The sequence below is a fragment of the Cylindrospermopsis sp. CR12 genome, assembly GCF_001432185.1.
Taxonomy (GTDB): Bacteria; Cyanobacteriota; Cyanobacteriia; order Cyanobacteriales; family Nostocaceae; genus Raphidiopsis; species Raphidiopsis raciborskii.
On record NZ_LMVE01000086.1, the window covers coordinates 88,472 to 111,054 of the forward strand.

Below are 22,583 nucleotides of genomic sequence, written 5' to 3' on the forward strand. Positions count from 1 at the left end.
TAGGTGGTCGCCCCAGTAAAGGTAATTAATATTTAGACAGGATGCCATCATCAGTTAAGGTGACGGAACGGCGTGTGCGCGACGCTTTGGGGATTTCTATTTCTGGTAGTGCAGGTGATTCATCTCCTACTAAAAGTGCAATTTCTCCCGGGGTGCGATGAGTAAATAGCTCCGGTAAGGGAAATTCTGTGTCATATGTTTGACGCAAACTAATAGCTAACTGGGTGACTAACAGAGAGTCTCCACCAATCTCAAAGAAATCATCATCCACCCCCACTCGTTCTAATTTTAACAGTGATGCCATCAAGGAGCAAATAGTTGCCTCGCGGTCATTCCTGGGAGCAATGTAATCCTTTTTGATTGAGTTCCAATTATGTACTGGCAGTGCAGCATAATCAACTTTGCCATTGATAGTTAAAGGTATGGTCTCTATTGGCACAAAAACTGATGGAACCATATAATCAGGCAGTTTAGTTTTTAAAAACTTTCCTAGGTCATTTTGGGGTTGTGCCACACCACTAAATATCACGTAAGCAACTATGCGATTCTCACCGGTGGGAGACTTCTGGCATACTACTAGTGCTTGTTTGACATCAGGATGGCTAGTGATTACTAATTGAATCTCTTCCAGTTCAATCCGGAATCCACGTATTTTAATTTGTTGGTCAGCACGTCCGAGATATTGAATTTCTCCATCGGGTAAATATCTAGCTAGGTCTCCACTACGATATAACCGACTACCGGGTCTATGAGCATGGGGAATAAATCTTTGTGCGGTGAGTCCTGGTTGTTGAAGGTATCCCCTCGTCACCCCTGCACCGCCAATATAAATTTCTCCTGTAACTCCTGTGGGTGTGGGATCTAAATTCTCATCCAAGATATAAAGCTCTAAATCGGGAATTGACTGACCAATGACACTGGGACGATGGTTAAGATTATTGATAATGTCTTTCTGGGTAATTGGTCTATAGGTGACGTGTACGGTGGTTTCTGTAATACCATACATGTTAATCAACTCTGGTTGGGTATGACCATATAAGTCAATCCAGGGTTGTAGGTCGGCTAATTCCAGGGCTTCACCACCAAAAATCACATAGCGTAAGGATAATTTTTCTGGCTTTTGGCGGACAACGGAAATAAGTTGTTTGAATGCTGAAGGTGTTTGATTCAATACTGTAACTCTGTGTGTTGCCAGCATTTGCAAAAACTCCTTGGGTGAGCGCACTGTCCAATGGGGAACAACTACAACTTGACCACCATATAATAAACCACCCCACATTTCCCACACGGAGAAATCGAAAGCATAGGAATGAAACAAGGTCCAGATATCTTCACTATCAAAGTTAAACCAGGTTTCAGTGCTGTTAAACAAACGTATTACGTTAGCATGGGTGACTATACAACCCTTGGGTTGACCTGTGGAACCGCTAGTATAAATTACATAGGCTGCATTTTGCGGCAGTATGTTAACTTCTGGAGCTTGGGAATTCTCCTGCTCTATTTCTTCAGCAATATCCTCCAGAATAATCATTTCAGCTCCACATTCTGGTAGTTGGGAAATCACTGATCTTTGAGTAATTAAAAGCATAATTCCACTATCTCGGAAGAGAAATTCCAGGCGATCGCTAGGATAAGCCGGATCAATAGGGACATAAGCACCACCAGCTTTCAAAATGCCCAATATGCTAATAATTAATTGTTCAGAACGCTCTAAACATAGGCCTACCAGTGTTTCCGGTCCTATCCCCTTAGCTTGTAGATAATGGGCCAGACGATTGGCTTGGATTTCCAATTCTCCAAAACTGAGACTGGTTTGTTGATAGACTAGGGCTGTTTTATTAGCATGTTTGGCAACAGTTTGGTTAAAAGCAGAAACCAGAGTTTGGGAGGATACAAAGTCTTTCAGATTTTGATTAGCACTTTGAATCAGGTGTTGGCGCTCTTGGCTAGAAATGAGCGATCGCCTGTGATATGGTGTTTGGGGATTGGTAACCATATCAAACATAGCAGCTTGGTAATAGTTGGCATACTGGTCAACTTGTGTGTCTGCAAATTGTTGGGTGTCGTAGATCAAATTCAGCTGTAGCGCTGCACTTCCAGGTACTAAACAAAATTCCGTTAAGAAGGGGAAATCTGTTTCCTCAAAAATATCCACATTTTCAACCTGAATTTGTGGCAAATTGAGCAGTCCTTCATAAACATGGAAATGAACATAGTTAAACCCCACGTCAAACAGAGGGCGCTGATCCAGAACCCGTTGAATTTCAGCGAGTGGGAATGTACGATGGGGAAGAATTTCCGTTTCCAAGCGGAAAACTGCTCGCACCAAGTCTAACCAGTTACCTTGCGGTAATTCTAAGCGGAAAGGTATAGTATTAACAAACAAGCCAAGTAAGTTTTCGCTACCACTAGTTTCCGGTCTAGCATTAATGACATTACCTGTAACTACCTGCTTTTGTCCAGTGATAAAGGAAAGAACCCGCAGATGCAAGGCTAGCAAAGATGTCTTTAAAGGAACACCGAGATTTTTAGTAATTTGACGCAGCTTTTCTGCTAATTTTGTATCAACAAGAACAGACATACGTTTGAGCTGACGTTTTTGATGACTTGCTGCTGTAGTTTTTGCCGTATTTGTACTTAAGCGTGGCAGGAAAGTGACTTGTAAATTCCTGAGATGTTGTAACCAGAATTCACGTACTGTATGATTAGTAATTACGTTTTGTTCCTGGGCAATAAAATCCTTGTAACTAATTTGGGTTACTGGTAGTGGTGGCAAATTTTCTGTGGCCAAATATTCCACATAACGCCTTAATAATTGTGTTAATAAAGTTGCCACACTCCAACCATCCAGGATAACATGATGAAAACTAAAACTAAAACTCAGTTTCAGATCAGAAACTCTGTGAATTTGCAAGCGGAAAAGGGGTGCTTGAGTAATATCAAAATTGTGATTCTTTTCTAACTCAATCCATTCCCTAATTTGTTCATTAGCATTATCACAACCCCGCAAATCAACAACACTTAAAGGTAATTCCACCTGTTCATGCACCATTTGCAGTGGTTGACTATATCCTGTCCAGTGGAAGGAAGTCCTTAACACCGGATTAGCTGAACAAATATCGGCAATTGCTTGCTTCCAAGCCAATTCTGAATAACCTATTTGCAGATCAAAAGTGAAAATCTGATGAAAAATTGCCGAATCAGGATCTAATTCACTATGATATAGCATTCCACTCTGTAAACTAGAGAGGGGATAAGCATCTCCCACATCTTGTGGTAAAAGCAGTTTATCAGCATCAGAGACCAGAGCAGAACCTATGTTAGGAAGTTTCTTAACCCCATCCCCAGATGTAATTATAGCTTTCTTGGTAGCCAAATAACGAACCGTTGCTAACTCATATAGTTCTCCAGCAGAGATTAAAAAACCCGCATTTTTGGCCCTAGCAACCACTTGTAAAGCCAAAATAGAATCCCCACCTATCTCAAAGAAATTATCATCAATGCCAACCTTTTGCAAGCCAAGAATTTCTGCCACTATTGTACACAATATTTCTTCATCCAGATTGCGAGGAGCGATGTAGTCTTCCTCTACCCTTAACAAATTCCAATCTGGCATGGGTAAGGCCTTAATATCAACCTTGCCATTGACATTCAAGGGAAGAACCTCTAGCTTAACATAAGCTGCGGGAATCATATAATCTGGCAACTTATTTTTCAGGTATTGACGCAATTCATGAGCAGTCGGTGAAGACTCATCTGGGACATAATAAGCAACTAAACGCTTTTCTTCCTCCCATTCATCCGTAATAACTACTGCTTCCCGTACTTGATAATGAGATATTAAAGCTGCTTGAATTTCTCCTAACTCAATGCGGAATCCGCGAATTTTGACTTGTTGGTCTATTCTGCCCAAATACTCTAAATCCCCATTAGGTAATCTCTTGGCCAAATCACCGCTACGGTACATTCTTCCACTCCCAAAGGGATTGGGCAAAAACCTTTCTGCTGTTAAAGCAGGACGATTCAAATAACCATTAGTTACTCCCGCACCGCCTACATAAATTTCTCCGGGAATTCCATCAGCTACAGGTGATAATTTCTCATCCAAGAGATATATATGAAGATCGGCGATTTCCTTACCTATAAAACTTCCCCTAACTTTTAAATCCTGACGGGTAATAGGACGATAGGTAACATGAACGGTAGTTTCTGTAATACCATACATGTTGATCAAGTAGGGTTTTTTATCCCCATACCTTTCCAACCAGGGTTGTAGGCTTTGTATATTTAAAGCTTCGCCACCAAACATTATATAGCGTAGATATATATCCTGTACGCTACTTTGATCTGCGTGAATCAACTGGTAAAAAGCTGAAGGTGTCTGATTGAGCACTGTTACCTTTTCGGTGCTGAGAAATTCTCGGAATTTTTCAGGATTTCTGCTTAACCAGAAAGGTACGACAATTACCTTGCCACCGTATAGTAAGGCACCCCATAATTCCCATACGGAAAAATCAAAAGCAAAGGAATGAAATAGAGTCCAAATATCTTTTTCATTAAATCCAAACCAAGGTTCTGTAGCACGCATTAGACGAATAGCATTTTTGTGAGTAACAACACAACCCTTGGGAGTTCCCGTAGACCCACTAGTGTAAATAATATAAGCGGGAAAATCTGGCTTAATACTAATTCTTGGTAATGTATTTGCCTGTTTAGCAAGTGCTAAATTGATTGATTCGATGGTAAGGGTACTGATATTTTCAGTGACTAATTCTGCTATTAGGGATGTTTCTGTAATTAGTGTTGTCATGCCACTATCTTGCACAATGAATTGGCGACGTACACTGGGAGCATGGGGATCAATGGGAACATAAGCTGATCCAGTTTTTATGATAGCCAAAATTGCAACTATTATCTGTTCAGAACGCTCCAAACAAATCCCCACCCGTGATCCTGGTTTTACCCCCTGACTAATTAAGTAATTGGCCAATCGATTGGCTTGATCATTTAATTCTGTGTAGCTAAGAAACTTTTTATAAAGTTCTCCATCAAATTGAACTGCTAGATTTTGTGGGTATTGAGAAACGACCTTTTCAAAAGCAGAAACCAGTGTTTCTGTATCATCGGCAAAGAATTTTGTTGATGGAGAGTCCGGTTGGCTTATGTTTATAGTTTCTGAATCACAAATGGCAAGATCGCCAATCGAGATTTCCAAATTAGTAGCAGCTTGGGTAAACAAAGTTTCAAAACTTCTTACTATCTCCCCAACTGCTTCCCCATCTAAATAAGAAAGGTTATAGTCAAAGTCTATTTTTACATCGTCAGTTTTTTCATATTCTCGCACGTAAATAATTAAGGGGACTTTTTGTTGCTGACTATAAAGAGGAACACATGTAGTTTTTGTACCAAGAAAATTGTCAGCATAGTCGTGCCTTTCGTAAGAAAGAAAAACCTCAAATAAATGCTGCTTGCTGGTAGCTTTTAACCCAGAAAGCTGTTTCATTTCCGCTACAGGAAACTTTTGATGGCGATAGTCCTGACGCAATGAGTAACGAATCTTGTCTAATAATTGATGAATTGTGTTTTCTTGCTCGACTTCCAGTCTAAAGGGAATGGTACTCACAAACATTCCAATGGCATCTTTAAAAATATTTTTACTGCGATTCAATAAAGATAAACCTACAACTACATCATTTTTTAGATAATGTTTACTTACGTAAATAGCAATTAAGCTTAAAATAAAATGAAACACATTTGATTTAACATTTTTACAAAGCTCATCAACTTGATCATACTGGTGACGAGGAATGTAAATAGAATGCCTTTTTCCATCAAGTTCTTGTGGTTGTTTGATAGGGTGAAAAATCATCGGGGATAGATTATTGAGCCGTTGTTGCCAATAATGCCGATCCCGCATAAAAATATCCGATGCTAAATACTTTGTTTCCTCCTCTATATATTCTGTGATTACCCAGTCTCTTGTTTCTTGATCTTCCCTACCCTCTTGGAGGATTTGATTATAAGTTTTAATAACTTCCCGAAAGAATATTGCTGCTCCCCAACCGTCCGTAATAACATGATGATACTTAGCGTAAACTATATGCTTATCATCACAAACCTTAATCAACTGAAAGTCAGCTAAGGGAGCATTTTCACCAAAAGTAAGGGGTTTGATGAATTCCTGGTTTATGTAATTTTCAGCCTGTTCATCACTGTTGTCATGACCAGAAAAGTCAATAAAGGGAATATGATTACTTGTATGAATTGCGATAGTTTGAAAAGGTTCGCCATCAAGTTCATAAATTCTTGTTTTTAGTCCTGGATGGCAATCAATTGTTTTGCTCATCGCGTAATTAAGAATTTGCCGATCAAAAATCCCACGAACAGTCACAGTTGCGCCTATATGCATATGGCAACTAGCCGGGGACATGATTTGATCAACATAGATTTCTTTTTGATTTATTGATAATGGTAATATCTGGTTCACAAATTTAGTTCCTGTAATAAAGAAAAATTAAATTTTTTAGAGTTAACAGCTTGATTGCATAGGGTTAGATCAGCGATAAACCCGCCATTAATAGTATCTTCAACTAAAACAAGATCTAACAGCGATAAGATAATACAAAGTTTATGTTGCAAACTATAATAAAAACTTATCATTCTTTTTTTAAGTTTTTCAGGTGAATTTTTGGAAAACTATTGACACAATTGGCATTATGTGAGACTGTTTTGTGGGATTCATTTTATTGACAGCCAACAGGCAAATATAGACAGAGTTAATATGACAAACTTTTCACAAGCGGATGATATAGATCTATTGGGATTGCTATTGGAAGAAGAAGGAATTGAACTAGAAATCAAGGAAGTAGTTCCCCGTGTAGGATCCACGGAAGCGCCCACTTCTTTTCAACAAAGACGACTATGGTTTCTCTATGAATTAGAACCTACATCCTCAGCTTATAACATTTGTTCTATTTTTGATCTGAAAGGAACACTAAATATAACAGCTTTACGGGTTGCATTCAAGCAGTTACAACAACGTCATGAAAGCCTGCGAACTACATTTATGGATGTTGATGGAGAGCCTTGGCAGAAAATCCATGCTAATAGTGCAACTGAATTAAGACTGGAAGATTGGAGCAATGATAGGAGTGAGGATAAAATACCAGAAATAATAGCTGAAATTGCTCGTCATGAAAGTGATCATCAGTTCAACCTGCAAACAGGTCCGCTGATCCGTGCTCAACTGTTTAAAATTGAGTCAAAACAACATATTCTTAGTATTAACCTACATCATATTATTGCTGATGCTTGGTCCGTTGGCATAATTCTGGAAGAAATTGCTATGCTTTATCAGGCAGAAATTTCCAAAACTCCAATGGCATTACCAGAATTAAAATTCCAATATACAGATTATGCCCTGTGGCAAAAAGGAAATTTCCAGAATTCTAATATTTTAGAAAAAAGCCTGACCTATTGGGAAAAACAACTAGCCCAATTGCCAACTTTACAGTTCCCCTTGGATTTTCCCAGACCGCGATTACAAACATTTCGCGGAGGCTTAATTAAATTTGAGATATCAAAAGAAACAACCAATAGGATCCGCAACTTTATCGTAAAAGAGGGTGCAACCTTATTTATGTTTCTGATGGCTGTATTCCAAACTTTACTTTCCCGTTACACTGGACAGGAAGATATAGCCGTAGGGACTTCGATTGCTAACCGTCCATCGGACTCAGAAAACCTAATTGGTTTTTTCGTCAATATGTTAGTAATTCGTACTAACTTAGCCGATGAACCTAACTTTAATTCCTTATTAAAAACCGTAAAGAAAACAATTTTATCTGCTTTTGAGCATAAAGAAATTCCCTTTGAAACTTTAGTCGAAAAATTGAATTTACCAAGGGACACCAGTAGAAATCCTTTATTTCAGATTGCTTTTACCCTATTGAACGCACCTAAACCGCAGTTTGGTACTGGTGATTTGGAAGTTTGCATATTAGCAACTCAGGAAGCAGCACGTTTTGACTTAGAACTGTTCATTACCGAAACGGAAGACACTTTAAATGGAGCTGTATCGTACAACATTGATTTGTTGAAAAGAGAAACTGTAGAAAGGCTTGCCCGTCATTTTTGTCAACTGTTAGAGAGCGTACTTGCTCAACCCGAGATACCAGTTAGTCGCTTACCTTTTTTGCTCTCAGAAGAAATAGCTGTTTTGGCACCGTCTCAACCTGCACAAACTTTTCCCGTGCATTTCTGTTTGCATGATATATTTACTGAGCAGGCCAAATTGCGTCCTCAGCAAACCGCACTAATATTTGGGCAAGAAAGACTGACATATTCAGAAGTAAATTATCGTGCCAACCAATTAGCACACTATTTAATGCGTGTTGGAGTAAAACCGGAAGCAAGAGTGGGACTATGGTTATCTCGGTCATTGGATTTGGTCATAGGGATTATCGCAATTTTGAAAGCTGGAGGTGTTTACGTTCCCTTTGACCCCAACTATCCAAGGGATCGTATAACCTATATGTTGGAAGATAGTCAAATTAGAGTTCTGCTAACCCACAGCGAATTTGAAGCTCAAATACCATTTGATTTTACCAATAATAACATACTTACTATATTTATTGATAAATACAAGTCTGAATTCACTCAAGAGGTAACAACAGAACCGGAAGTATTAATTCTTCCCGATAACGCTGCTTACATTATTTATACCTCTGGTTCCACGGGAAAACCCAAAGGAGTTGTGGTTACCCATCGTCATGTGGTGCGGTTAATGTTATCGACTGAGAAGTGGTTTAAATTTAACGCCAAGGATGTTTGGACACTCTTTCACTCCTGTGCTTTTGATTTCTCAGTTTGGGAAATTTGGGGGGCATTATTCTATGGTGGTGTTTTAGTGATCGTCCCCTATCTAATCAGTCGATCACCGGAGGAATTCTATAACTTATTGTGCGAAGAAAAAGTTACGGTTTTAAATCAAACCCCCTCAGCTTTTCAGCAACTAATCCAGGCAGAATCCACACTCTGTCGAGAGGGAGAATTAGAATTACGGTATGTGATTTTTGGTGGTGAAGCATTGGATTTAGCTAGTTTAGAACCCTGGTTTGAAAGGCACGATGATCAGTTTCCACTACTTGTAAATATGTACGGAATTACGGAGACTACAGTTCATGTAACCTACCTTCCCCTTACTTTTAAGGATGTCAAAAAAGGATCAGGCAGTTTAATTGGTAAACAAATTCCTGACCTTTCTTTATATATTTTAGATCGTCATCTGCAACCTGTTCCCATAGGTGTTGTAGGAGAAATGTATGTGGGTGGTGCAGGTGTTACTCGTGGTTATTTTCACCGTCCTCAACTAACAGCAGAACGGATGATTCCCAACCCATTTGCCACCAATGATCTCACATCGGTACGTCTCTATAAAACCGGTGATTTAGCCCGTTTTCTGGATAATGGAAACATTGAATATATAGGACGCAATGATCATCAGGTTAAGATTCGTGGGTTTCGCATAGAATTAGGTGAAATTGAAGCAGTTATTAAAAGTCACCCAGAAGTAAGAGATGCCCTGGTAATTGCCAGAGAGGAAAGCAAAGAAGATGTGAGGTTGGATGCTTACATAATTCCTATAAATCAAATTGCTAATACTGAAACCTTAACACAAGAACAAACTCAGGAATGGCAATATACCTTTAATGATACCTATAATATAACCTCAGGGGAAACTGAAGAAGACTTTAATATTATTGGTTGGAATAGCAGCTATAATAATCAGCCCATTCCTGGGGTTGAAATGCGCCAATGGCTCAACAATACTCTACTGAGAATACAATCCCTCAAGCCTAGGAAAGTTTTGGAAATTGGTTGCGGTACGGGTATGATTTTATTAAATATTGCTCCCCAAGTAGAATCTTACTGGGGAACGGATTTTTCCCAAGCTGCAATTAATCGCCTGGATACTATTGTTAAAAACCGCTCTCTAAAAAACGTCAACCTACTAACTAGGGAAGCAATTGATTTTTCAGAAATTCCCACTGGTTATTTTGACACTGTTGTTATTAACTCTGTTGCGCAATATTTTCCATCAATTGAGTATTTGCAACAGGTCATTAAAAGTGTTTGGCAATTATTAAAAACCGGAGGAAGTTTATTTATTGGTGATAATCGAAATTTGTCACTGTCAAATTATTTCTACGCTAGCGTTGCTTATTTTCAGGCTAATGACAACACTGATTGTGAAACATTTAAAACTCAGGTTAGACGCATTGCAAAAAAAGAGAACGAATTAATTATTGCTCCGCATTTCTTCACTGATTTAAGAAAATCATTTCCTGACTTAACAGCTGTAGAAATTCAAATTAAGTCGGAAAATAATGAAAATGAGCTGACTAAATACCGTTATGATGTGATCTTACATAAGTTAGGTATATCAACAGAACAACCACCAGAAATTATCTGGCGAGATTGGGAGACTGACAATTTACAATTGACCGATTTAAAACAGCAAGTTATTGAAATGAGATCTATCGGTTGGCATAGTGTACCTAATGGTCGGCTAAGTAAAGATGCTGCCATTTACCAATGGATGTTAAAAAACAGCCACGAAAATGAACAAAAAACCATTGGTGAATTAAGAACTGCGCTCAACAACATTCATGAGCCAAAAGGGTTCAATCCAGCAGATTTTTATGCTATTGCTCAAGAAATTGGTTCGGAAGTAAGTATTAGTTATTCACCGGGAAAGGTAGATTGTTTTGATGTATGTTTTTATCCTGTGAGCCACAAAAAATTCATGGTACCATCAATGCCAATTATCAATGATTTAAGTGATTCATTGGATCGAGATGATCACCCATATTGGATTGATCCCCTCCAAAGTAGATTTACCAAATTCCTAATTTCTCAATTGAAGCAAAGGTTAGAGGAGAAATTACCAGAATATATGTGTCCCTCGGCCTTTATGATTTTAGAAAATTTCCCTCTTACCCCCAGTGGTAAGCTGGACAGACGTGCCCTAACCATACCAGATCGGGATTTAACAATTAATCAACAATCCCTGGTGTTACCTAAAACTCCTACGGAACAGAAACTATCTCAACTATGGATGGATGTTTTAGGAATTGATAAAATTGGCGTTACGGAGGATTTCTTCCATTTGGGAGGACATTCACTTTTAGCAACTAAATTGGTGTCTCGTATTAGGGAGGAATTTAATGTAGCCTTACCTTTACGGTCAATTTTTGAATATTCAACCATTGCTCGGTTAGGAGATGAAATTGACTGTTTAATTGATGTAAATACTACTAAAACAAGCCCAGAAGATATTATTCCTGTTTCTAACCGAGAAAATTTACCCCTTTCTTTCTCCCAATCTCGACTCTGGTTTTTGGATCTATTAGAAAAAGAAAATGCTGCTTATAATATATCAGTAGCTTTTCGCTTAGAAGGAGATTTAAATGTAGATGCACTACAAGAAAGCTGGCAAAATATTATTCAACGTCATGAAGTGCTACGCACAACCTTTGATAATGTACAAGGATCCCCAATTCAAATAGTTCATGACTGGTCGGAATTGAAATTAACCATAACGAATCTCAGTTGTTTAGACTTTCAGACCCAACAAGAAACATTGAGAAAGTCAATACAAGAAGTGGTTATTACTCCATTTAATCTCAACCAGCTGCCATTGCTACGTATCCATCTCTATCAATTATCAGCCGATGTTAGTGTTTTGCTGTTGGTCATACACCATATTATCGCTGATGGTTGGTCTTTGGGAGTTATGGTTAAAGAATTATCCTTATTTTATACAGCCATCTGTCAAAGAAATATCCCATCTATACCCCCTCTATCCATACAATATGGAGATTTTGCCAATTGGCAGCGGGAAGTTTTTCAGAAAACACAACTACCTATACAATTAGCTTACTGGAAACAAAAACTAACAGGTGCAAATCAAATTTTAGAACTACCTACAGATTACCCTCGTTCCCCAATTCCGAGTTATCAAGGTAGTGCTGTAAACTTTGCAATTAATCCACAAACCACTCAAGAATTTAAAAAACTATGCGAATCTCAAGGTACCACCTTATTCATGGGTTTGTTGGCAGTATTTAGCATTTTGCTTATGCGCTATTCAGGACAAGAAGACTTATTAATTGGTACGCCAATTGCTAACCGTAATCGTAAGCAAACCGAAGACCTAATCGGCTTTTTTGTCAATACGTTAGTCATCAGAAATAACTTGAGCGGTAATCCTAATTTTATCAACTTACTTTCTATAACTAAGGAAGAAACTCTACAAGCTTATGCTCATCAAGATGTACCCTTTGAAAAGATAGTAGAGGAAATAAACCCACAAAGAAATCTCAGTCAGCATCCCTTATTTCAGGTAATGTTCGTCTGGCAAAATGCACCTATGAGTAAGTTGGAACTACCTAACTTACAACTATCTCCTTGGAGATTGGAGCAAAGATTAGCGAAGTTTGATTTAACCTTGTTAATGACGGAAACTGAACAGGGAATTGATGGCACATGGGAATATAGGACAGATTTATTTGCACTAGAAACAATTAATAGAATGATCGGTCATTTTGAAACTCTATTAAAGGGTATTATTGCTGAACCACAAAAACCAATTACTCATTTACCTGTACTTACTAGCCACGAGAAAAATCAACTACTCTTTCAATGGAATCAAACGCAATTTGAGTACCCTTTGTATCAACAAAATAAGTGCCTGCATCAATTGTTTGAATTACAAGTAGAGAAAACACCTAATAATGTAGCTGTAGTTTTTAAAAATCAAAGTCTTACCTATTTTCAATTAAATCAAAGAGCTAATCAATTAGCCCATTATTTACAATCCCGTGGTGTCCGACCAGATGTATTGGTAGGAATTTGTATAGAGCGTTCATTAGAAATGGTAATTGGTTTACTGGGAATTTTAAAAGCTGGTGGTGCTTATGTTCCCATGGATTCCAACTATCCCCGGGAACGCCTTAACTTTATGTTAAAAGACGCTGGAATTTCCATATTATTAACACAAGAAACCCTGTACACAAGTTTAGATATTTTACCTCTGAAGCAAATCCTTTGCCTAGATAGGGAATGGCCAGTTATTGCTCAAGAGGATACACATAATCCCTCTAGTAATTTAGTAGTAGAAAATCTTGCATATCTTATCTACACATCTGGCTCGACTGGCCAACCCAAAGGGGTAATGATAAGCCATCGCGCTATTTGTAATCACATGTTGTGGATGGAAAAAACTTTTAGTTTTGGGGAAGGGGAAAAAATATTGCAAAAAACTCCTTTTTGTTTCGATGCTTCCGTGTGGGAATTTTACGCACCCCTGCTAACGGGGGGACAGTTAATAATTGCTGAAAAAGATGGACATAAGGATGTTTCTTACTTATTGAACTTGATTTGTGAACAACAGGTAACAGTTGTACAACTGGTTCCTTCCTTACTACAAATTTTCCTAGAATATGGGGAGATAGAAAATTGTAAATCTCTAAAACATATCTTCTGTGGGGGCGAAGCTTTATCAGTAGCTATGGTAGAAAAGTTATTAAGTAAACTAAACGTCAACTTTCACAACCTCTATGGACCTACCGAAACTTGTATTGATGCCACTTTCTGGACTTTCATCAACAAAAACAATCACCATATTAAACAAAATATGCTTCCCATTGGTCGCCCCATCGCCAATACGCAAACTTATGTTCTTGATGCCCACTTACAACCAGTTCCCATAGGTATTCCAGGTGAACTATACATTGGCGGTATGGGACTAGCACGTGGTTATTGCCAACTTCCGCAATTAACTAAAGATAAGTTTATTGCTCATCCCTTTAGTGATAATCCAGATTCACGTCTTTATAAAACGGGAGACTTAGTTCGTTACCTTCCCGATGGAAACATTGAATTTATAGGACGTATTGACCACCAAGTTAAAATACGCGGTTTCCGCATTGAATTGGGAGAAATTGAAGCTGTATTGGCTCAACATCCCAATGTACTGAATGCAGTTGTGGTTAGTTCAGGAGACTCGTCTTCTACTAACAGTTTAATTGCTTATTTTGTAAGCACAGAAAAACAATTGACCTCTCCGGGTATCTTACGTGATTTCCTGAAAGAAAAGTTACCTGATTATATGATACCCAACAGTTTTATAGCTTTAGACCATCTACCCATGACACCAAATGGGAAAATTGATAGGAAGCTATTAGCTGGGTTGAATATAAACAGGAATTTTGATGCTCATCAACATGTTTCCCCTCGCACACTTTTAGAATATAAACTAGTAGAAATATGGGAGGAAATTCTCCAAGTCAGTCCAATAAGTGTAACTGAAAACTTTTTTGATTTAGGTGGTCATTCTCTTTTAGCCATCAGATTGATAGCTGCTATTGAGCAAAAGTTAAAATGTAATTTACCCGTGGTTTCTCTATTCCGAGAGGGGACTATAGAGAAAATTGCCCTGTTGTTAGACCAAGATCACCAAAAAGCAAGCAATCATTCAGATATTCTAATTCCTCTGCAAACTCAAGGTGATTTGCTACCTTTATTTTTAGTCCACCAAGCAGGAGGTTATGGTTTGTCCTATTCGGTTCTAGCTGAAAAATTGGCTGTAGGTATGGGTAAAAAACTTCCCATCTACGCTATTCAGTCACCTGGCTTAGATGGTAAACAATCACCCTTAGAAAGCATTGAAGAAATGGCAAATACCTACATTCATACCATCAAAGAAATACAGCCCCATGGACCTTACTTGTTAGGTGGACATTCTTTAGGGGGATTAATTGCCTTTGCCATGGCTAGTCAATTGGAAGCTATGGGAGAAAAAATTGAGCGCGTATTGATTATAGATACCCATCCACCTATGCCAACGGATGAAACTATAGCTTCTTTGGAGGATAATACGGGAATTATTTGTTTTATGGTGGAGCAAATAGCATTATTTTTTAATAAAAATGTGACTATTAACTATCAGACAATTTCTAGTTTGGATCAAGATTCCCAGTTAGACTATGTTGCACAAACATTAGAACAACATAATCTGATTCCACCCAACTCAGGAAATAGTTTAATTGCTCGTCTCATTAAGGTTTATAAGGCTAATTTACGCGCTAGTGTAGTCTATCAACCACCTGTAAATAGGTCTAATATTACACTATTTATAACTCCCTCCCTAGCAGCTAAATTTCCCAATGACCCCACTGTTGGATGGCAAAAGTTAACCACTCAAAAAGTCCAAGTTTGTCGCGTTATGGGTGAACATCAAACTATGTTAAAAGAACCTGAAGTGGAAAATTTGGTCACGGAAATCATGGCTACATTAGTAAACACTCCTTAACTAATTAGGTCATTGGCATTGAGTAAAAATCTGCTTAAATATGACTAAAAAATCTATTAAACAAAAAAACTAAATTATTTAGAATGATATGAGTAAAATTCCCCAGATTATCCATCAAATTTTTTTTCTAGGAGCAGCAGCAGTACCGGAAAAATATCGACGTTATCAACAAACAGTTTTACAAAATCATCCTCATTGGCAATACCAATTTTGGGATGAACAAAAGGCTAGAGGATTTATGACAGATAATTATCCCTGGTTCCTACCAGTATTTGATGCTTATCCTCATGATATTCAGCGTCGTGATGCCATACGTTATTTCATACTCTATCACTATGGTGGGTTTTACTTAGATATGGATGTAGAAAGTATAAAACCACTGGATAATTTATTGGCAGATTTCGAGCTTATTCTATCCAAGTTGGTAGGTTTTAGTAATGCAATTATGGGTAGTATTCCCAAGCATCCTCTGTGGTTGAAAGTGTTTGAGGAATTAAAAAACCGTCAACATAACTCAGACCATAAAATAATGCCACTTTATGTTGGACATAGTACTGGACCAATTATGCTTAACGACTGCGTGGTTGGGGGTAAATTTGATCAAAATTCTAATGTTCTAGTCTGTCCAGGATATATTTTTGAGCCAGGTGCACCCATGGAACTTAATGGTAAAATCTTCAAGAGTCGGGTTAACCCAGAGACTTATACTATACATCACATGACCACTTCTTGGTTGCCCAAAAAACACCAGATAGCCAGGTTTTTATTCGGGTTGATGTTAGAACCATACTGGTTTTTTCGATCTTTATTTAAAGGCAAAATTTAATGTATGAACCAAAATTTTCGGGAGAACCACAAACAAACGGTTGAAAGTCGTTAGGAAATTAGGACAAATGCCAAATTTAGAATTAAAAACAAAAACGCCAACTTGGTTAAAAATCGCAGTAGTAGTTCTAATAGGAATAAGTATTTTCTGTCGCTGGGTAAGTTTAGACAAAAAAATTTACTGCTGTGACGAAAACTGGACATCTGTAGCAATTTCTGGACACACATTAGTTGAGTTACAAAAGGAACTTTCTGAACATGAAGGCATAATTCCTATCAATAACTTTCAAAAGTATCAACACATAAGTCCAGAAAAGCATGTAAGTGATACAGTTAATTATTTAATCACCTCAGACCCCCAACATCCCCCATTGTACTACATTATGGTCAGACTATGGGCCCAGATATTTGGTGATTCCCCCACAGGAATAAGGAGTTTATCGGCAATTATTAGTTTGTTAATATTTCCGGGTGTATTTTGGATATGTTTAGAGTTGTTTGAGTCTGGAATTGTAGCATGGATAGCAATGGCATTAATTGCCGTTTCTCCCTTACAGCTATATTTTGCTCAAGAGGCTCGCCAATATGCTTTATGGATGGTAGAAATTCTCATATCCAGTACTGCTTTATTGAGATCCATCAGAAAAGAAAATACACTCAGCTGGGTTTTGTATAGCCTAACCTTGATTCTGGGACTATATACCCACTTATTAACAGGTTTGATGATCATATCTCACGGAATTTATGTGATTATTCAACAACAGTTTCGTCTTACCAAAACCTTGATTAACTATATAATTTATACAATCATAGCTTTGTTGATATTTTTACCTTGGCTAATTGTATTCATAAATCATCTTGATACAGGAGTATCATTAACTTCTGGCTACGGTGTCAGATATACGGATATTCCCTTAGAGTTAATTGCCGTTTTTCTTGTTCGAGTTACTAGGACATTTTTTGATCTTGGTTTGGCTAAACCATTAGGATTCTTTAGTTATTTTTCTGATGAAGGGGCTTTGTACTATACTCTTATTTCCCTGATCTTCGGCTTATTTTTAATAAGCTATCTCATATTTTGTTTTTGTAAGGATATTAAAAATGAAACTTATCTTTTTCTTTTTTGTCTAGGGGGATTTCCTAGTATATTATTGATCTTATATGATATAATTTTGGGTGGATCTCGTTCCATACAAGTACGATATGAATTGCCCTTGTATATCTGTTTAGAAATTGCCATAGCATATATTTTAAGTTTTGCCTTTCCAATTTTACAAGAAAAGACTTGGCGGAGAAAAATAGCCCAATTAATGATGGTATTACTTATTTTTTCCGGACTAGTTTCTGATGTCAAATTCTTTCAGTCCCAAAATTCGTGGACGCAATCAGGTAGCACATTTATCATGGAAACAATTCAGGCTATTAACGAAGCAGACTCACCTTTATTGGTAATAAATAATGCTGCTGTACATTTGGGAGGAATATTAGCTTTGACTCATTATTCCCCAGGAATTTCTCTGCTAACGAATAAAGATGTTGAACCTTTAGTAATTCCGGAGAATTATAATCAGATTTTTTTTGTAGATAACAATAGTCATTTATTTCGTAAACTAAAGGATAATCAAAACTATTGTATGAAAACAATACAAAAAATTACCACTAATCACTCAGTAACTGTAGGAGGTTTATGGAGATTTGAGAAGAAGGTTTAGAGCAATATTAAATAAAAGTTAGTAAATCAACAGTATGATAAATAAAATTAGCTTAAGTCGGTACGGAATATTTATTAGTCGGTTAATTCGTTTTGCGTTGGTGGGTTTTAGCGGTGTAATAGTGGATCTAGGAGGTTTTTATTTTCTACATAGCCTATTAGGTTTAAACCTAACTCCTAGTTCGATGCTATCAACCGAATTAGCAATCATTAATAATTTCTTCTGGAATGATATTTGGACATTTGGTGACGTAGTTCAGAAAGAAAATTTAGTTTTAGACAACAGTCACAGATTACAAAGGTTTTTTAAGTTTAACCTAATTTGTTTGTTGGGTTTAATTCTCAATAGTTTAATTGTGAACTTTTTGGTTTATAAGTTTGCTATAAATGCTTATCTAGCCAAATTGATAGCCATCATTTGTGTGATTTCCTGGAATTTTGGTATGAACATGAGGTTTAATTGGCAGGTGATGGAGAAAAAAGAATCATGACCAATAATAGCAGTAAGGACCTAGTATTAGCCCCTTCTGGAAGCCTAGAAATTACCGCATTGTCGGAAGTTTCATCATCAGTTAAGCCAGTTTATTTGTCATTGGTTATCCCGACCTATAACGAAAGCAAAAACATTTTGGCAGTGGTCCATCTCTTGAGTGATTTGCTCAATGAGGCCTTAGTAGATAATTACGAATTGATTGTGGTGGATGATGATAGCTATGATCGCACCTGGGAAATTGCTCAGGAACTAACCAAAGATTACCCCCGTCTGCGGGTGATACGTCGTCAGGGAGAACGAGGCCTATCTACAGCAGTAATTAGAGGTTGGCAGATAGCTCAAGGGGAAATACTAGGAGTAATTGATGGTGATTTACAGCATCCACCAGAAGTATTACTCAAGTTATTGAAAGCGATGGATCAAGAAGCAGATATTGCCGTGGCCAGTCGTAATATAACTGGAGGTGGAACCAGTGATTGGCAATGGCATAGGCGGTTTTTGTCACGGGGAGCGCAATTTTTAGGACTGCTGATTTTGCCTGATATCGTCAGTCGGGTTTCCGATCCGATGAGTGGTTATTTCTTAGTGCGTCGAAAGGCGATCGCACAGAAATTAATGAGTCCTTTGGGCTATAAGATTTTAATTGAAGTCCTGGGGCGAGGTGAGATTAACCATATTATTGAGGTTGGCTATGTGTTTCAGGAACGTCAAGAAGGAGCAAGCAAAGTGACTTGGCGACAGTATATAGAATACCTGATACATTTAGTGCGACTTAGGTTTCATGTGGTATACTAGGCAAAGTTTTCTTGGAGTTTCATTTAGGTACATTATTATGGAGATTATGGAGCAAATTACTTCCACAGTCTATGAAAGTGTGGATCCATACCAGTGGGTCACAGATATTGCTCATCAAGCTTGGAAAGCTAGAGATCAGGAAGTTTGGGGTAATAACGTTCAGGACTTGATTACTCCTGATGCGGTTATTCTGGATGCTGGATGTGGTTTAGGGAGATTACTACCACGTTTTTGGAGTGCTAAAAAGATTGTTTTAGTCGAACCTGACCAGCGTAGATTTCTGCACGCCTCCATAGTTGCTCAATGTCTACTGAATAATCACCACGAACTATTAGAAAAATTAAAAGATGACAGTTTTTGGCTCACTGAGGAATACAATAATTTGCTTAAATCAGCCCATACATCACCTCTCAAAAGTGAGAAAGTCTATCTTGTAAATGATGTCATGCAAAGTCCAGACATTGCTCAGTATGGGCCTTTTGACATGATTGTTTGTTCCCACATTTTTGAACATATTTCTTTGAGTGTTATCCAGGAAAGTATTGCTGCTTTTTATAATTTTTTGAAACCCAACGGTTCTTTAGTGATATTTGCTTGTAAATCTCCTGTTCTCTATCACGTGGGTGCCACTAAAGAGTTTAGTCCCCATTACGTGATTGAACGCTCGGAATTTGCCCAAATTTGTGAAAATGGTCCAGCTGCGGGACTAGGAATTAGATACATGCCTTTTGAACTGTTACAAACTATCCTAAGTAACCCTTTTAATCCCGAATTACAGCACACATTTCCAGAGGAATTTAAGTCCAAACCAGCAGATTATGAACTACCTACAACACCTCTATTTGCTGTGAATAAATGGGAAGCCTACCACTCCGAGTTTTATACACATAAAACTATGGAAGTTGGTACGTATATTGAATATCCGCAAATTCAAGCTCGACTATACAGACCAATTAAACCAATTGAGAGTGTGGAGGAAATATTGGAACTTGAGAAACAGGTAAATCAAAATGAAACATTAAAGAAATTGCATTTGATTGATATGGTTGTAGTTGCTACTGCACAGGGATAATATCAGAAATGTTGAATGTCGTTACAAAACTTTACATAGTTAGATATAGTACTCCTATCAAAGGTGAAAATGTCAACATCTCATAATATCTTCCATCCAATGAACATAACTGATTTGTTGACACATACAAGCTTGAAGATAGTGGAACTTATCTAACATTTTTTCACCCCATTCATTAGGATTAGACATCATTGATGAAAAAACAAAGAAGGCACATAATTTTTGGCAGCTTGGAAATATAATCTCAAAGCTGATATGATTTTACCATCTTTGATTAACTGACTAGCAGAGAGCATTTCTACTAAAGGGGTTAATCTTTTTTCGTGAAAATATATAGCCTGACTAACTTGTTTCTGCTGTTTAGCATTTAATTGTTTATAATTTTTCCATTTGTTGATAATTTTTTCAGATTGGCCTTTAAAATTGACATTGACATGTAATTGACCGCCACTATGCAAGCGATATTTATGCAGTTTTTCCGGGACAAAATGAACCTGGCTAATTAAAGCAACTTGCGCTAATATATCAAGTATATGTCCACCATTTCTGCCTAATTTTTCATCCCATCCAGATGTTTGTTCATAAATACTACGACGGAAAACTGTACGTCCATCAAGTCCTCCTCCTAAACCACCAGCAATAGCTACTAAAGGTGTTTCAGGTGTATTGTAGGGTAAAGTTTTGACACCAAACATAGAAGGAATTAATCTGGGAGTATAAACAGTATTAATTGGTTTATCATCTGCATCAATATTATAAAAGTCACAGTAAGCTGCACCAATATCAGGATGTGCGTTCAGGTAGTTAATCATTACCTCCAACATTTGCGGTTCTAGACAGTCATCTGCATCAAAAAATAGTAAATACTGTGATTCTTGATAACTAGCTTTAAAACCATTATTTCGTGCTATGCACATACCACTATTAGACTGTTTAATTAACTTTAACCGTGGTTCTAGTTTTTTGTAAGAGGAAATAATTTCAGCAGAATTATCAGTACTACCATCATCAATAACAATATACTCCCAATCGGTAAATGTTTGAGCACGAATAGTCTCTATAGCTTTACTAATAAATTTTTCAGCGTTGTAACAAGCAGTGATAATAGTGAATTTGGGCATACATTAAAACCTATTTGTAAAAAATAAAAGTGAGATTTGACAACATCTTATTATAATCAGAGAAAATTGGTCTAGATATAGAAAAGAAAAACCATAGAGTTGTTGGAAAATAAGGGATAATAATCATGACGATCGTTTTAGTAACAGGTTCAGCTGGATTAATTGGTTCTGAATCAGTTCGATTTTTCTGCAAGCGTGGATTTAGCGTGGTTGGCATTGATAACAATATGCGCTCTTTTTTCTTTGGAGAAGGTGCTTCAAACGAATGGAATCGTGATCGCCTTTTAGAGGAATATGGTGATCAATACATTCACCATAACGTTGATATTCGGGCTTCCGAAAGCATATCCAACATCTTTAAAACCTATGGTACAGATATTGGTTTGATCATTCACACTGCGGCTCAACCATCCCACGATTGGGCGGCTAAAGATCCCTATACCGACTTTTCCGTCAATGCCAATGGCACTTTAGTTTTATTAGAAAACACGCGGCAATACTCTCCGGATGCGGTCTTTATCTTTTGCTCGACCAACAAAGTCTATGGAGATACTCCGAATCGCTTACCGTTACTAGAAGAAGAACTGCGCTGGGAAATTAACCAAACCCATCCGTACTACCAAGGAATTGATGAAAACATGAGTATAGATCATTCTATGCACTCTTTGTTTGGAGCTTCAAAGTTAGCGGCGGACGTACTAGTGCAGGAATATGGACGCTATTTCAACATGAAGACCGTTGCATTTCGAGGGGGATGTTTGACAGGACCAAGCCACTCTGGTACTCAACTACACGGCTTTTTATCTTACCTGATGAAATGTACAATGACCGGCGAACCTTATCAGATACTTGGCTACAAAGGCAAGCAGGTTCGTGATAATATCCACAGCTACGATTTAGTAAATGCTTTTTACCATTTTTACCAAAACCCGCGAGTTGGTGAAGTATACAACATAGGTGGAAGTCGTTTTAGTAATTGCTCAATGTTGGAAGCGGTTCAGCACTGCCAAGCAATTACTGACAAAAAGCTGAACTGGCAATACATAGAAGTGAACCGCATAGGCGACCACATTTGGTGGATTAGTGATGTTCAAAAATTTAAAAATCATTATCCTCGTTGGGAGCTAAGTTACACAATAACTGATATTTTGAAAGAGATTTTTACCAAAAATGTTAGCCGCTGGAACTAG

Annotated in this window: 9 protein-coding genes; 7 read left to right on the top strand and 2 right to left on the bottom strand. The window is 37.6% G+C overall.

What is annotated here, in order from left to right; translation table 11 throughout:
* Nucleotides 1–25 precede the first annotated feature (25 nt).
* Nucleotides 26–6,487 carry a non-ribosomal peptide synthetase gene (locus ASL19_RS10000; RefSeq protein ID WP_057178219.1) on the bottom strand — a complete coding sequence of 2,154 codons (6,462 nt, stop codon included), beginning with the start codon at nt 6,485–6,487 and terminating at the stop codon, nt 26–28.
* Between the two features lie 294 nt (nt 6,488–6,781).
* Here ASL19_RS10000 and ASL19_RS10005 point away from each other — a divergent pair, with 294 nt between their 5' ends.
* The 6 genes from ASL19_RS10005 to ASL19_RS10030 all read left to right on the top strand — a co-directional run bounded on the left by ASL19_RS10005 (nt 6,782) and on the right by ASL19_RS10030 (nt 20,272).
* Nucleotides 6,782–15,376 carry a non-ribosomal peptide synthetase gene (locus ASL19_RS10005; protein ID WP_057178252.1) on the top strand — a complete coding sequence of 2,865 codons (8,595 nt, stop codon included), beginning with the start codon at nt 6,782–6,784 and terminating at the stop codon, nt 15,374–15,376.
* Between the two features lie 88 nt (nt 15,377–15,464).
* Complete coding sequence (locus ASL19_RS10010; RefSeq protein WP_057178220.1) at nt 15,465–16,202, top strand: glycosyltransferase family 32 protein; 738 nt, start codon at nt 15,465–15,467, stop codon at nt 16,200–16,202.
* A gap of 67 nt (nt 16,203–16,269) precedes the next feature.
* On the top strand, nt 16,270–17,913 hold the full coding sequence (locus ASL19_RS10015; RefSeq protein WP_057178221.1) for a glycosyltransferase family 39 protein: 1,644 nt from the start codon (nt 16,270–16,272) through the stop codon (nt 17,911–17,913).
* 34 nt (nt 17,914–17,947) lie between these two features.
* Nucleotides 17,948–18,403 carry a GtrA family protein gene (locus tag ASL19_RS10020; protein WP_006276688.1) on the top strand — a complete coding sequence of 152 codons (456 nt, stop codon included), beginning with the start codon at nt 17,948–17,950 and terminating at the stop codon, nt 18,401–18,403.
* On the top strand, nt 18,400–19,200 hold the full coding sequence (locus ASL19_RS10025) for a polyprenol monophosphomannose synthase (protein WP_057178222.1): 801 nt from the start codon (nt 18,400–18,402) through the stop codon (nt 19,198–19,200). Before ASL19_RS10020 ends, ASL19_RS10025 begins: the two co-directional genes overlap by 4 nt.
* Before the next feature lie 37 nt (nt 19,201–19,237).
* Complete coding sequence (locus ASL19_RS10030) at nt 19,238–20,272, top strand: class I SAM-dependent methyltransferase (RefSeq protein ID WP_235528974.1); 1,035 nt, start codon at nt 19,238–19,240, stop codon at nt 20,270–20,272.
* A gap of 188 nt (nt 20,273–20,460) precedes the next feature.
* Here ASL19_RS10030 and ASL19_RS10035 read toward each other — a convergent pair whose 3' ends face one another.
* The gene (locus tag ASL19_RS10035; protein WP_057178223.1) at nt 20,461–21,393 is read right to left on the bottom strand and encodes a glycosyltransferase family A protein; all 933 of its coding nucleotides are present in this window, start codon (nt 21,391–21,393) and stop codon (nt 20,461–20,463) included.
* 125 nt (nt 21,394–21,518) lie between these two features.
* Between ASL19_RS10035 and ASL19_RS10040 the strand changes: the two genes are divergently transcribed.
* Nucleotides 21,519–22,583 carry an NAD-dependent epimerase/dehydratase family protein gene (locus tag ASL19_RS10040; RefSeq protein ID WP_057178224.1) on the top strand — a complete coding sequence of 355 codons (1,065 nt, stop codon included), beginning with the start codon at nt 21,519–21,521 and terminating at the stop codon, nt 22,581–22,583.

What these genes read in the sequence shown, in the direction of transcription:
- ASL19_RS10015 (WP_057178221.1), top strand. Translation starts at nt 16,270, where the DNA reads ATGCCAAATTTAGAATTAAAAACAAAAACGCCAACTTGGTTAAAAATC.
- ASL19_RS10025 (WP_057178222.1), top strand. Translation starts at nt 18,400, where the DNA reads ATGACCAATAATAGCAGTAAGGACCTAGTATTAGCCCCTTCTGGAAGC.
- ASL19_RS10035 (WP_057178223.1), bottom strand. Translation starts at nt 21,393, where the DNA reads ATGCCCAAATTCACTATTATCACTGCTTGTTACAACGCTGAAAAATTT.
- ASL19_RS10005 (WP_057178252.1), top strand. Translation starts at nt 6,782, where the DNA reads ATGACAAACTTTTCACAAGCGGATGATATAGATCTATTGGGATTGCTA.
- ASL19_RS10010 (WP_057178220.1), top strand. Translation starts at nt 15,465, where the DNA reads ATGAGTAAAATTCCCCAGATTATCCATCAAATTTTTTTTCTAGGAGCA.
- ASL19_RS10040 (WP_057178224.1), top strand. Translation starts at nt 21,519, where the DNA reads ATGACGATCGTTTTAGTAACAGGTTCAGCTGGATTAATTGGTTCTGAA.
- ASL19_RS10030 (WP_235528974.1), top strand. Translation starts at nt 19,238, where the DNA reads ATGGAGATTATGGAGCAAATTACTTCCACAGTCTATGAAAGTGTGGAT.
- ASL19_RS10020 (WP_006276688.1), top strand. Translation starts at nt 17,948, where the DNA reads ATGATAAATAAAATTAGCTTAAGTCGGTACGGAATATTTATTAGTCGG.